This window comes from Mesorhizobium sp. M1A.F.Ca.IN.022.06.1.1 (assembly GCF_003952605.1).
Classification (GTDB): Bacteria; Pseudomonadota; Alphaproteobacteria; order Rhizobiales; family Rhizobiaceae; genus Mesorhizobium.
The window spans coordinates 1,892,894-1,906,999 of sequence record NZ_CP034455.1 but is presented as its reverse complement, the minus strand read 5'-3'; the positions used below and the strand labels follow the sequence as shown (position 1 = coordinate 1,906,999).

Here is a 14,106-nt window from a genome sequence, read left to right as displayed (position 1 = left end):
TAGCCGACGCCCGTCCCGAATGGCGGCGGCTTTTTCGTATTATATCGACCTGATCGACAAGATGCGGCGGAACAGGGGTCCACGTGCGATGCGGCCAAAGCGGATCCAGCTCTCGAGCGCGACTACGGGGTAGGTGTGGTCGCTGGAGCCGCGGCCGACCTCGACCTCGCGCCAGCCGGTCTTGCCGCGCAGGGTGACCAGCAGCCCTTGCCGTCAAAAATCTCGATCCAGCTGGCGCCATCGCTGTTGTCGTCGCGCATGACGTCGAGACCGACGATCTCGGAGCGCCGCAGGCCGCCGCCACAGCCCAGGAGCAAAATAGCGCGGTCGCGCAGGCCCTGAGGTCGTGGCCGAGCGTGGCGATCATCGCCAGCAGATCGTCGCCAGGACCGCCTCTTTCTGCCGCGGTGGCTTTGCGTGCTTGCGGCGAATGCCGGCAAGAACCTTATAGATATGCCGCTCCGCGCGGTCCAACGGCCGGCCGCGCTGGGTAAAGTTCCAGGCGAGGCCGGAAAGCCGCCGCTCGATGGTCGCAAACTAAAGGGCAGGGGCGCCACGCTTCGGATCGCCGGCGGCGGTGCCCGAGGCACAGGCGCTGATATTGAGCCTGATCACCTTCGAGCCCGGAGGCAGGGGATCGAAGCCAGCGCGCCGGCACCAGGAGGAAAATGCCGCCAATCCTTGGGGTAGGCGTCGCGCGTGTTCTCCGAGGTGGCGTTGTAGCCCCTCGCGGTCTCGACCAGTTCCTGGACATGCGCCGGGACTCTTTGAGCCGGGTCTCCATCTCCTTGTAGAGCTTGTCAAGCTCGCCATCGACTGGCTTCAGGTCGTCGATTGAACATTGCGTCATCATAGGCTTTGTGCCTTGTTGTAGCAGGCATCGTCCGTTCGCGCGGCGGACACAGACATCACCGTCGCTGAGCCGAGAACGACGGTAAAAGAAAATGCACTCACTGACTTCATAACCAATCTCTTTTGCGGGTGATTTAGAAACGGACGCCGAGCTTGGCGCTGAACCCGTGTGTCTGGGCATCCGAGGCGATCTGTCCCTGATAGGCGATGCCGAACGTCGCGTTCTCGGTGATGTTTACGTCAAGCCCAGCTTCGAGCAGAGCTGCGTTCTTTGCGATCGGCACGCCCTTGATGGCGAAGGAGGAACCGCCAGCAAAGGCAAGAGCGGTATCCGGCCTGACGTCGCCGAAGGCGTGGCGCCAGCCAAGACCGCCGCGCGCGGTAGCAGTCACGGTGCCGAGGGTCAGTACCGTCGACGCACGCAGACCTAGCGTGGTAAACGCCGTGTCGCTCGAGCGATCCCCGCTCGACAAGGCGGCTGCGCCGCCATTCTCGGTGAAGCCATCGGCGTCAAAATTCACATAAGCGAGATTAGCGTAGGGCTCGAAGGAAGCCGAAGCCGTATTGATACGGTAGCCGAGCTCGCCAAAGGCCTGGAACGTGCCGGCGTCGTAATCGGCCGAAAGGCTGTCGGCGAAGCCTGGAAAGACCACGGACCTGCCGGTCTCGATGCTGTGCCAGGTATAGGCAAGGCCGGAACGAAAACCGAGATTGCCGTTCTGCGTGCCGGCAAAAAGACCGAGATGGTAATTCTCGCTCGAGCCCGACGACGCGCGATCGTCCGCCTCCAAGGAGGTATGGCTGTAGCCGCTGATGAGGCCGAGCCGCCAGCTTTCGCCGACAGCCGCGTCACCGCCAGCCAGAAAGCCGCCTGTCGAGTGATCGAGACCGGCGGCATTGCCGTCGCTGTCGAGATGACCCCAGGCGCCGAAGCCACGGCCCCATACGGCGAAATTCTCACTCGTTGCCGGGGCCAGTTCCAGACCACCCAGCCCATAAGTCATCACCGGAACGCTGGAGGCACCGACGCCGTCGAACGCCGCACGGATCCGTTCGCTCGCGGCATCGCGTACAGAATGACTGTCCTCGATGAGGCCGCTATGAATGGAAGCATGAACCTCGCCTGATAGCATATCGAAAGCGTTGCGGGCTTCCGGCGCCGTCAGGAACAGGATGTTGTCCTGGATCGGATTACCGCTTCCAAGCGCCTGAGCCGCTGCGGCGACCGAGCGTTGATTGAAGGTGCTGGCTACATCGGCAAACGCCGTCGATGTGCGGCTGATATCGAGATAGACATTGTTGGCATCGTAGACGAGCTGGAAATCGACGAAGGGCGTCGCGTCTGTCGCCAGAGCCCCCGTCAGCCCGCCATAGGTGCCGCTTACGCCGCCTGCTGCGGAGAGCAGAGTATATCGGGCATCGACCGATAGCGTTCCCTGCCGCAGCAGCTCGATCTGCGCGCCGCTGTCGATCGCCGCTGCTCCGCCAACATCGATGAGATCGGACGACCTTGCGAGGTCGACCTGATAGATCGATCCGGACTGCTGCGCGAAATCGCCCGTGACAGTCAGTGTGGTGACGATCCTGCTCGGATCGGTCGCACTGCCAGGAGCGACCGTGCCGCCCTCGGAAATGGTGACCGCACCGTAGGTGCCGCCGCCTGCGACGACACCGCCGCTGTTTGCGATAGCCGTGCCCCCGATCTGCCCGTCATTCCCGAGAAAGCCGGACGTGGTCGCATCATGGGAAAGCACACCTGTATCGGCAAGCAGCAATCCCGCGCCGGAACCGACCGTCGTCATGCCGGAAAAATTGTTCTTTCCGCTCAGCGTTTGCACGCCACCGGCAACGAATAGTTTGCCGCCCATATTATTGTTATCAACGTCGAGGTCGTTGATGCTGCCGGCGAACGTGTCGTTCGAATCCGTTAGCACCAGGGTACGCTTGCCCAGTTCGACCGTTCCGCTGCCACTCAGGCTACGAATACGGGCATCGTTGTAGGCGTCGGAGATTCCCCAATAGTCGCTGCCATTTCCATGTTCGGAGATATCGAACGTGCCGTCTGCAACGACTTTCGCTGACCGTTGGATGTTGCCGAGCCCCGCAAGCGAGAGATAGGCATCCTGAGCAATATTCGTCTCGCCGGTGTAGGTGTTGACATTCGTCATCCGGACCACCGTCTTTGTATCAAGCGTCAGCGATCCGGAGCCGGAGACGACACCCGCTATGCCGAACCCGCCCTCATTCCCCATGCTCGTCGTGATCCTGCTCAGACCGGTCCCTTCGGGTGCGGATGAATCGGTAGAGAAGTTGCTGGCAGTGACGAAATGTGACGTATAAGCGGTATACTTCTTCTCCAGATCGAAAATGACCGATCTGTTTTTGAAGAAGTCAAGACCGGCAACAAAACTGGTCTGGTCATTGGGTTGTTCCGTCGTGCCGCTGGTGTAGGTGAAGTCGATATTGTCCAGCCTTACCGGATCGCCATCCGTTCCTGCGATTGTAACGCTCGGGATGTTGCCCGATGCGCTTACGATCTCGCGTTGCTCATTTCTCCGAACATTTTTAAGTTTGACGCCCGCATCCTGAAATTGCTTCAGCATCGCATCACTGATCTCCAGACTGCCACCGCCCGGTGTGCCGGTGTCGAGCAATACCGCGGTCTTGTTGGGGTCGGTGATTGGTGGGGCTCCATCCTTAACCGTGTACTGCAGATTGTAGCTGCCTTCGTATTCGGTCGAGGCATTGGCGCCAGAGCCAGGAAAATTCTGATAAGAATCCTGATCTTTTTCCTCGGGTTCTCCCCATGGCATGGCATTAGTATATTGGGCCCGGAGGCTTGGATTGAGGTTGACAATCGTGCAGGGGGAACAGCCAGGCGTTTGGTCGCTCTCGGAATCCGGATTCACATTGGCGGAGACCACGTAGCCAGACCTGGTGACACTGCCCATCATGCCCCAGACACTTGTCTTGCCAAGAAAATCGCCGGCCCCGAATGTACCTGCGAAATCGCCGCCTTCGTCTGCCATCTTGCCAGCGGTCATTTTCGCCCGCTGCTCCTTATCGGCGTGATAAGGTTCTTGGAGATCCTGACCATACATATCTTTAAGTCCATCCGTCACGGATCCCGGCGTGCACTTAAGATTGTTGTCCTTGCAATACGCATGGGTATAGACAAAATCGAGAATGCGAGCAGCCCGGTATTTCTTATCGCTTACAGACGGCCCGTCGATTGTTATCTTTTGATCTGGATCGACATATGTAAATTTATCAATTTCCACGTTCTGAAGCTTATTACCATACGTTCCGTCCCCGTACGTATATACGTAAGGCGTGTCGGCAATCGGGCGGACCCCGGTCACCTCTGACCCGATCTGCGTGTTGAGCTGGTCCGAGCCCGTGTCGAATACGTATCGCTGCGCGTTGCCATTGTTGATCTTGGCCCAGATGCCCAGGCGGTCATGGCCTTCCCCGACATACTCCAGCGGGATCGAAATCGGGTCGTCGGCCAACGCTTCTCCAGTTGGAAATGCTACCAGACCCACCCCGAGAGACACAGCCGGCAGGAATACCGTCGTCATCGCGGTGGTTGCCGCCAGAAAGTTCTTTGTCCTGAAACAAGCCTGCATACCTGGTCCTCGAAAAAGTCTCGCAAACTGATTGTTCATTGGAACGGCCTCCTGAATTGTTTAACGAGACCCTTTATGGCGGCCCTGGCTGACAACAGCCTGAAAGCTGCAAGCGGCCTGCGAGAATGGGGCGATCCTGAATGACGACAGGTGCTGTCAACAATGGATGAGTGCTCGGCCTGAAAGCTGAGCACGCTTTATGCTCAGGCTGCTGACAAGGCCAAAGCAGCGTAAGTGCGGAGTGAAATCCAAGGTCCACATGGGTCGTCGCGCTTCCCGTGCGCCTGGGAAGGCGCCGGCCCGGCCAAGCTTTCCCAGATCGTCCGGATGGCGCACAAGATACTGGTTCAGGTCGATCGAGATGGAGGCCGAGGCGTATGCCAAGGCGGTCGACTGCCTGACGAAAGATCAGAATGCGTCGCTGGCGCTCTACGATTTCCGCCGGCAGCGAGCTCAGCTCCTGCCGGGCATCCGTGTTTACTGGCGACGAGACACAAGATGTGCCCAAATTGCCACCAGACCGTCACCTGCGATGAGTTTCGGCAACTGATTTTGTCCTTTCAATCGTCGCCACTTCCTGGCCGCGGCCAACATGGGCCACTCGAAGGCAGCAGACTGGCGGCTATATGGACGGGCTGTGAGCCCGCACCGGAGACATTGGCGAAATCTACGATCTCTATAGCAACGTCAAGGAGAAGCGCGAGGTGTTGCAGATGTGGTCAAATCACATCGAATGGCTGATCAAGCAGGCTGCGGATGACGCTCTGGCGGCGTAGCTGCTGGCATGGGCGGAAGATGCGGCGCAACAATCGTCAGAGCCTCATCGAATTGGAGATCATGCTTGACCAGCAAATGCGCGGCCAATGCTTCGATGGCTGACCAGTGATCGAGTACTAGCCGGGCCGTGCGATCTTCGATCCGCCTCCAACGGGGGCGGCGCGGCATCAGGAACCGCAACTCACCATAGATTCGCTTGGCATCCGCGTAGTCGCTGCTCCCCTCATTCCCATCGGACGCATTCATCGCCATATCGCGCGGGTCCAGATAGCCTTCGAATGCGGATTCTGCAAAAGGACCTGCCAGACACGCAACTATCTCTTGGATCGCTTCATCGCGTTGGAAATGTCGATCCATATCGTTCTCGAAAATCGGCTTTAGCTCCGAGGTGAATCCTTGCGCTGAATAGAAAACCGTGCCTTCGACAAAACCACCGCACTCTCCGTCACCGGCGTCGGGGTAAATACTAACACTTGAGAAAGCAGGGAGTTCACGGTCGTCGTCGAACATCTGACGGTGCAAAACGATGGCGGCCACCGCGTGCCCGGCTTCGTGATGCGCCACAGACGGGAGAAGATATTGGGAGGCTACATTCATGCGGTGCGGCTCTCAGATCTAGTTTCCATCCAAGCCCTGATATCGGATTCAAGCCATGCGACTCGGCCGGGGGAGATGCGACGCCGCTTAGGGAACAGGCCTGCCTTCAGAGTCGCGCGGTCGCGCTCGAACTGCGTTCCACTGAAGTGCTTCAGGGTCTTTGCCGACTGGCCGGCGGCCCAGGCAAGTGCCCGCTCGCCTTCCACATCTTCAAGCCAAAGATAGAGATCGTCGTCGGGAGCATCCAGCGTTGGACGGACATCAAATGCGTTCATGTCCGGACAGCCTTCAGAAAGAAGGGATAGAGGCTTCCGTTTGATCGGGAACGCTTAGTGTTGGTAGCGGCGCCCACATGTTCGAAAAGCGTGATCATTGATGAGTTCTTCCAGTCGGTGCGGCATCGCAGTGCTTTTGCGCATAGGACCGCAATTGTCGTGCCAACTGGGAAAATCGTTTCGGAACAACGTGATCGCTCTGGCAGCGTTGTGTCAGATGTCCGACATCGTCGAGAATCCGACAACGAGTGCTCCTCCTAATCACCGGATCAACCTCCGGCGCCAGTCGGTGACACCGCATTCCTCTGTCTTTCCAGGAGACGGCGTGGACATCAATGCCGTTCCTCACCGAACCCGCCTCCTAGCCCTTCGCCCATACGTCACGGCCGCCCCCGGTTTGGCTTCAACCTGAAGGATTACGGCGTCCTCTTCGCAGAGAAGATCGGGTTGTTCGTGGCGCGCGCAGCGGAGCCCAAGGAGCTTTTCTGGGTTGCGGATACTGGCATGTCGATATTACGACCGTGTGTCCTTCGACAAGCTTGGTGGCTTCTTCAACCAGAATCTCGCCGCGGAGATCGAATCGTTATCTGCGCCGCAAAGTGCGGCCGGTGAGCGGCGTGGCCCTGCGTTCCAGTTGGCCACGGTCCTCGCTGGGACGAGCAAGTAAATGGCTTGCGCAGCAACGGTGCGATCACACCTGGAGCACGGCGTCATCAGGAAAGCGCCATCCTTGTGCGCCCACGACACCCTGGTCGCCATCGGCCGCATCGCGGGGGGCACTGTGGGCGATAACCATTCATTGATCTGGGCGATTGAGGGTTCTGCCGGGGCGCTATTGCTGCTCGGTAGGGCTGCGGGCTGGCGAGTCTACCAAGGCGAGCAACGACAGGCGAGACGGCAGACATTACGTGACGGAACTTGATATTGCAGTGCAGCAAGCGTAGAGCACCGCGCGCTTATCGGAGTGTCGTCCATGGCCCTTACCAATGCTGGTAACGAGGCAGAACCTGTCGAACAATCGAGCCATTCTGAGGTCGAGCAGCACAGCACCAAGGCGCTGATGTTGGGCGCACTAGGTGTCGTTTATGGCGATATAGGCACCAGCCCGATCTATGCATTTCGCGAGGCGTTGCATGCATCAGCGGGTGGCAACGTCGCCAGCCGTGGCGACATCCTCGGCGTACTCTCGCTGATCATCTGGTCCCTGACGATCACCGTGACGATCAAATACATCATGTTCGTGCTCCGCGCCGACAATCGAGGCGAGGGCGGAGTGCTGTCGCTTATGGCGCTGGCGCGCAACAGTTTCCCGACCTGCTCTGCGGTGATCCTCGGCATCGGCATCGGCATCGGCATCGTCGGCGCGGCGCTTTTTTTTGGCGACGCCGTCATTACGCCGGCAATCTCGGTACTGTCGGCGGTCGAAGGTATGAATGTCGTCACGCCGACGTTCCAGCCCTATGTGGTGCCGCTGACACTGGCCATCCTGGCGATCGTGTTTGCGGTACAGCGGTTTGGCACCGGCGGCGTAGGATTGGTGTTCGGACCCGTTACCGCGCTGTGGTTCCTGGCCATCGGCCTTTCCGGGCTCAACCACATCATGGACGACCCGGAAATCCTGCTGGCAATCAGCCCGCATTACATCGTGTCGTTCCTGGTCAACTCGCCTGACGTCGCCTTCGTTACGGTTGGTGCAGTCTTCCTCGCCGTCACCGGAGCCGAGGCGCTCTACGCCGACCTCGGCCATTTCGGCCGCAAGCCGATCGTGCTCGCCTGGCTGGCGATCGTGTTCCCTTGTCTGTTGCTCAATTATGTCGGGCAAGGCGCCTTCGTGCTGGCAAATGGCGGCGTTGTCGGTCATCCGTTCTTCGAGATGAACCAGGGCTGGACGCTTATTCCGATGGTCGTGCTTGCCACGGCGGCGACCGTGATCGCCTGCCAGGCGGTGATCTCCGGCGCCTTTTCGCTGACCAGGCAAGCGGTACAGCTCAACATGCTGCCGCGTTTCGTCATCCAGCACACGTCGGAAAAACAGTCGGGCCAGATCTATCTGCCGCGCATCAACCTGATGCTGGCGCTGGTGGTGATGCTGCTGGTGGTCGGCTTCGGCGAATCCAGCCGGCTGGCCTCGGCCTACGGTATTTCGGTGACCGGCAATATGCTGGTGACGAACATACTGCTTTTTGTTGTGATGACGCGCATCTGGAAATGGCCGCTCGGCGTCGCGATAGCCTTAATGGCGGTGTTCGTCTTCATCGATACCGGCTTCTTTGCAGCTAACATCGTCAAGGTATTCGAAGGCGGCTGGGCCTCGCTTGCCATTGCCGCAGTGATCGTGATGACCATGTGGACTTGGATAAGAGGCAGCAGGTATCTATTTGACAAGACGCGCAGGAACCAGATTCCGCTCGATTTCCTTGCGGGCAATCTGTTGAAGAAGAAACCGCAGCTGGTGTCCGGTACGGCCGTGTTCCTGACCAGCGATCCCGCCAGTGCGCCGACCGCGTTGATGCACAGCCTGAAGCACTACAAGGCGCTGCACGAACAGAACGTCATCCTCTCTGTGGTGACGGCGCAGCAGCCCGTGGTGCCCGACAGCGAGCGGATCAAGATGGAAACGATCAATGAGCTGTTCATGCGGGTGACACTGACCTTCGGCTACATGGAACAGCCTAACATCCCGCGTGCGCTGGCGATCTGCCGCAAGCAGGGTTGGAAGTTCGACATCATGACGACGTCCTTCTTCCTGTCGCGTCGCTCGCTCAAGGCGTCACCCAACTCCGGCATGCCGGTGTGGCAGGACAAGCTGTTCATCGGCTTGGCGCGCACGGCCGCCGACGCGACGGAGTATTTCCAGATCCCGACCGGACGTGTGGTCGAGATCGGAACGCAAGTGGCCGTTTAGGTATGCCCGGTTAAGCAGAATCAATTGGCATTTCGCGAGCCGGTGAATGCCTGACCGGGCGGAGGCCACGATGCTTGCGCCAAACTGGGGTCCGGTTCCAGGCCTGAAGCTTCCGGCCCCGAAAGCCGTCCTTTACGCCTGCGATCATTTCCGTTCCGCATTGTCTTGCCGACCCACCAGTCGAGATGCGCTGAAACGACCTCGCCGGGCAGCAACTTATCATTTGAACCTAATCGATGTGCCGCAAGTCCGACCTTCATTCTTCAGTTCACAGGCTAGCGTTGCCAAAATCGGCGTGCCGCCTAACCGGCGCCGCACCGTGACCTGTCAGGATGCTATGCAGGCGCGAGGCAGAAGCTGGCTCGAGGCCGCCGGCCTGGTGCTGGTCCGGCAGCGGCCGGGCTCGGCCAAAGGCTTCATGTTCCTCTGGAGGATGAGACGGGTGCGGCAAACGTCGTCGTCTGGGTCAAGATCTCTCGAGAAATTCCGGCGCGTGCTTCTTGCTTCGGCCATGCTCGGCGTCCGCGGACGCATCCGACGGAAGAGGAGGTGGTGCACCTCGTCGCCCACGAGCTGACCGATCTGTCGGCCGGGCTGGCCAGCGTGGGAAACCGCAAGACGCCGTTTCCGTTGCCGCACGGCCGAGGGACGAGGCTCATCACGGCGGATCGGGCATCGATCCGCGCGGCATGCCGAAGGGGCGCGACATCGTCGATGCAGTATGACCATATCGACCCTATCAAGTTCAAGACGCGTAACTTCCGGTAGCGCTTCCGGAGGCCACTTCAGCAGCATGTTGTGCACACTTTTGTCGGACCCTGTTAACTGCCGATTGGCAGCAGGTCACCCCGTGCCGGATCCCAAATGTCGTCGCTCTCAAGCGCAACGACTGCCCGCACCCTTTTTAAGTCAGCGAGCACCTCCACCGCCGGACGCCGCCCCGTTTCCTGAGCCGCGGCGTAACGGGTGTATTTGTGACTGTCCGGCTCAAACCACTTCAACGATTCCAAAGTAGCCATGGCATCGCCCTTGCGGCTGCGCGTGATGCGAATGATCGTGATCCCATCCTAAGCGCTCGCGTCGAATGGAGACACGCTGCCAACGCTTCATCTGCTCTACCCCATCTTTGTTCCAAGGCGGTCGGATCATCTCAATGAGCCCTGCCTCGGGGTGGCCAAAGCATGCATATTTATCGTTCGGCCCCGCATCGAATTATCATCTGCGATGTGGGACTCGATCTTGGGTTGGCGACGGCTTCGCTCCGGGAGTAGACGTCGGACCACTGATAAGTGCCGGACCTTCTCCACAATTTCTCGGCGGACTCATCGTGAACGCTCGATTGGACGTAAATGCGGTTCGCGGAAACGCAGGTCTGGCCGGCATTGCGGAACTTCGCCTGGACCGCACCGTCAACAGCACCGTCAATGTCGGCATCATCGAAGATGATGAAAGGTGCATTGCCGCCGGTTTCAAGGCTGACCTTCTTGATCTGGTCAGAGCACTGACGCATCAGCAGCCGTCCGACCTCGTTCGAACCGGTAAAGCTGATCTTTGGAATTGGTGCAGAGTTCACGGCCCACGCGATCACCTTCGGACGCATAGATCAGGTTGACCACGCCATCGGGAAAGCCGGCCTGATGGCGAGAGCAAACATTGCACCTAGCCACGCCACGATAAGATCGAGCGCGGCTTCGTTGCGTGCGGGTCTGTGGTCAGTGGAGGGCGGAGGAAAAGCGCTCGGCGTGCTCGCCCTCGCGATACCACTGGTTCGCGCCGGCAAGCGCCAGTTTCTGAGGCAAATCGCCGAACAGCTGGTAGAGCCTTACTCTCAGGGCTTGGCATCTATGTCGCCTACGACCGCCACATGCAGCCCGTCGCGTGCGAAAGCGGCTTTGTGGAAGGCGCTTAGATCGGAGGGCGTTACGCTAGTCAGCCTCCCTTGGGCGGTCTCGAATACGGATGCGTGCGTAGATTCCGCGCCGCCAGGCCAGCTCGGCGATCGCATGAGGTTCGCGCTCATTGGCAATGATTTCGGAGAGAAGCTGGGCGCGTATGCGGTCGAAAAGTGCTGGTGTAGCCGGATGCGGGTCCCGCCGCCGAGAATGTCGGCCAGCAGTCGAGCGCCGCGGCCCCGCACCAGGGACCGCCCATGAATGACTCATGCGAGGCGTCTCAAGGCTGTCCGCGATCCAGCGCCAGATCTCCGCCTCGCCCGAGACGCGCAGAGCTGGCCGGTTGTGCAGGAGCCGTCGGCAATATCCGCCTTCCTCGTTCGGATGGGTAACGCTTGCGATACGGAGTCTTGACTTTGGCAGTCGCTCTGTGACATTACCTATATAAAGTTCGAAAGAAGGCGATATGGATCATGCATAGGTCACAGAGACCCGAATGAAGGCAACGTATAAACGCACCTATTCGCGCTACGCGATGGAAGCGCTTGGCCTTTTCGGTAAGACCATCCGGCTTGGCCGGATGCAGCACCGGTTAACCGCACAGGAGTTAGCCGAGAGAATCGGTGTTTCACGCAGCACCCTGCAGCGCATCGAGAAGGGCGATCCCAAAGTCGAAATCGGACTGATGTTCGAAGCTGCTGCCATTGTCGGTGTGAAGCTGTTCGATGCCGACGGCAATGGCATCACAGCCCTCACAGGCCGCATGGACGATCGCATCGCGCTGCTGCCGAAGCACGTCTACAAGGCCGGCAAGCAGATCGTCGATGAGTTCTAAGGTCCCCAAGTACGACGAAGCCTATGTCTGGGTCTGGCTGCCGGGCGAGACCGCGCCGGTTGTCGCCGGGCGGCTATATGCCCATGACGGACTCGTCAGCTTCAACTATGGCAGGAGCTTTCGTGAACTGGGAAGCGCGATCCCGCTTTATCTCCCGGAACTGCCCCTGAAGGCAGGCGAATTGCCTTTGCTTCCTGGCCTAACCATGCCGGGATGCATCCGCGATGCTGCCCCTGATGCCTGGGGACGACGGGTTATCCTAAACCGCAAATTCGGTGTGAAGGGCGATGAAATCGCGCGGCTCGATATTTCAGAACTGACGTTCTTGCTGGAATCAGGCTCGGACCGCATCGGCGCGCTCGATTTTCAGTTTTCGCCAATGCATTACGAGCCGCGCGCACTGGCCAATGCCACTCTCGAAGAGCTTGTCCAATCGGCGGAGCGGGTAGAGAAAGGTATTCCGCTCACCCCCGAATTAGATCAGGCGCTGCATCACGGCAGCTCGATCGGCGGCGCAAGGCCAAAGGCGCTGATCGAGGGTGACGCCGTCAAGCATGTCGCGAAATTTTCCTCGTCTGCCGACCTTTACAGCGTCGTCAAAGGAGAATTCATAGCCATGCGGCTTGCCGCCTTGTGCGGCATCAGAGCGGCATCCGTCTCGCTCGTTCGCGCCGCAGGCAACGACGTGTTGCTCGTCGAGCGATTCGACCGGATCAAGGTCACGGGCGGCTGGCAACGCAAATCCATGGTCTCAGCGCTGACGATGCTCGCGCTCGATGAGATGATGGCGCGTTACGCCAGCTACCAGGATTTGGCGGAGATCATTCGCCACCGATTCACCGCGCCGTCGGAAACTCTGCGCGAGTTGTTCAGCCGCATTGTCTTCAACATACTTTGCGGCAACACCGACGATCATGCCCGCAACCATGCGGCATTCTGGGACGGCGCTAAGCTCACCCTCACGCCTGCGTACGATATTTGTCCGCAGGCCCGCAGTGGCCAGGAGGCCAGCCAGGCCATGCTCATCAGCGGCAATAACCGCATGAGCCGGATAGCGTCCTGCCTTGAAGCGGCGCATCACTTCCTGCTCAGCGCGCCGGAAGCTCTTGCGATTGTTGAAGGCCAGCTCCGATGCATTGCGGAGAATTGGCCGCGTGTCAGCGAGGAAGCTACGCTATCCGGCACAGATCGCAATCTGTTCTGGGGCCGACAGTTCCTCAATCCCTACGCTTTTACGGCGCTGGAAGGAAGCGCCGACGTTCTCCGCGCTCTGGCTGACGAACTACGCAACAGTGTTCACGCCTGATCCGGCGCTGGATTTCGGACAAGCTCGGCAAGCGCAAGACGCCCACAATATCGACAACCCTTGCCGTGCCAGGACGAAGATTGAACAAACGGCTCTTCAACAGTGACAACGTGCACTGCGGAGAGATGTGGAGCTGACACCGCAAAAGCCCAAGACGCGCGACTTCCCGCGATACAACTCCACATAACTGAGCGTCTACAAGCGGTGCAGCCAGCCAAACATCCAGCCATCAAAGCGATGATCGTCTGATCTTTTGCCGATGACATCACGTCGGGGAAGCCTTGTTCGAGCGCTTGCCGCTTCATATCGATACCGGCCTGGGCGTAGCGCATCGTTAGTTCAGCCCGAGTGGCCTGGCCATCGACTGATGGTGGCGATGTCAACACCCGCCTTGACGAGGTGGATGGCCGTCGTGTCCCGCAAAGGGCGATGATGGATGCTTTTTTCCGCCATGGTGGTTCCTTCGCCCGCAGCCATGTGTGCGCAGCAAGTATGGAACACCGAACCGGGTGAGCAGTGTGGGGCGGTCGTTGCTTTGCTCGGCGGGACAGGGCGATACCAGACGAAGGTCACAATCGAAGATTCAGGATCCCTGAACTCGTGCATCCGTATTGAACATCAGCGAAAACAGAGCGTAATCCCGCTGTCCAGAAGGCGTGCGGCGGACGATACGCGCCAGGACGCTCTTGATTTCCGGGCTCATCGAGATATTCGACAGGTGCCACCCACGCGCCCTCTTGAAGGGAAGTGTCACCACCAGTTGCAGCGTATCCTAATATTCGGGGTGCTCCGAAATCAGGAACCGCGCAAAGGCATGCATCGCCGCCAGCCTTGCATTGCGGGTCGCAACTGCCACGCTCGACCTCAAGTGATGTGAGAAAGCTGCCCATCCTGTCGGTATTGATGTCGGAGACCGCTTCTTCTTTCAAGAATATCTTCCCGCTCTCCCGCGGCATGAGCCCGTGGCATGCTTCGGCCCAATGCTGTGGATTGATGTTTCTTCATGCCACAACCTCGCTGACGAGACCGCCGAAAGCC

At 59.3% G+C, this 14,106-nt stretch carries 7 protein-coding genes and 3 pseudogenes; 4 read left to right on the top strand and 6 right to left on the bottom strand.

Translation table 11 applies throughout. The features are described from left to right. Positions 1-60: 60 nt before the first annotated feature. The 4 genes and pseudogenes from EJ078_RS30240 to EJ078_RS09190 all read right to left on the bottom strand — a co-directional run. A pseudogene (locus tag EJ078_RS30240) lies at positions 61-743 on the bottom strand (integrase); the annotation flags it as partial. Between the two features lie 243 nt (positions 744-986). Then, positions 987-4,520, bottom strand: coding sequence for an autotransporter domain-containing protein (locus EJ078_RS09200; protein ID WP_082826570.1), 3,534 nt, complete (start codon positions 4,518-4,520; stop codon positions 987-989). Between the two features lie 702 nt (positions 4,521-5,222). Beyond that, on the bottom strand, positions 5,223-5,855 hold the full coding sequence (locus EJ078_RS09195) for a hypothetical protein (RefSeq protein WP_063169290.1): 633 nt from the start codon (positions 5,853-5,855) through the stop codon (positions 5,223-5,225). Next, positions 5,852-6,130 (bottom strand): AlpA family phage regulatory protein, encoded by a 279-nt coding sequence (locus EJ078_RS09190; protein ID WP_063169289.1) that lies wholly within the window; start codon positions 6,128-6,130, stop codon positions 5,852-5,854. Before EJ078_RS09190 ends, EJ078_RS09195 begins: the two co-directional genes overlap by 4 nt. 973 nt (positions 6,131-7,103) lie before the next feature. Between EJ078_RS09190 and EJ078_RS09185 the strand changes: the two genes are divergently transcribed. Continuing rightward, on the top strand, positions 7,104-9,035 hold the full coding sequence (locus EJ078_RS09185; RefSeq protein ID WP_063169287.1) for a potassium transporter Kup: 1,932 nt from the start codon (positions 7,104-7,106) through the stop codon (positions 9,033-9,035). A 307-nt stretch (positions 9,036-9,342) separates the two neighbouring features. Next, positions 9,343-9,803, top strand: a pseudogene (locus EJ078_RS09180) (OB-fold nucleic acid binding domain-containing protein); the annotation flags it as partial. Between the two features lie 512 nt (positions 9,804-10,315). On the opposite strand, the pseudogene EJ078_RS09175 reads toward EJ078_RS09180, so the two are convergent. Next, positions 10,316-10,812, bottom strand: a pseudogene (locus EJ078_RS09175) (aldehyde dehydrogenase family protein); the annotation flags it as partial. Positions 10,813-11,462: 650 nt separating this feature from the next. On the opposite strand from EJ078_RS09175, the gene EJ078_RS09170 reads away from it, so the two are divergent. Both EJ078_RS09170 and EJ078_RS09165 read left to right on the top strand, forming a co-directional pair. After that, the gene (locus tag EJ078_RS09170) at positions 11,463-11,762 is read left to right on the top strand and encodes a helix-turn-helix transcriptional regulator (RefSeq protein WP_210326673.1); all 300 of its coding nucleotides are present in this window, start codon (positions 11,463-11,465) and stop codon (positions 11,760-11,762) included. Beyond that, complete coding sequence (locus tag EJ078_RS09165) at positions 11,752-13,068, top strand: HipA domain-containing protein (RefSeq protein WP_063169281.1); 1,317 nt, start codon at positions 11,752-11,754, stop codon at positions 13,066-13,068. The genes EJ078_RS09170 and EJ078_RS09165 overlap by 11 nt, the downstream gene beginning before the upstream one ends. 569 nt (positions 13,069-13,637) lie before the next feature. On the opposite strand, the gene EJ078_RS09160 is transcribed toward EJ078_RS09165, so the two are convergent. Next, complete coding sequence (locus tag EJ078_RS09160; RefSeq protein ID WP_126066776.1) at positions 13,638-13,997, bottom strand: hypothetical protein; 360 nt, start codon at positions 13,995-13,997, stop codon at positions 13,638-13,640. Positions 13,998-14,106 lie beyond the last annotated feature (109 nt).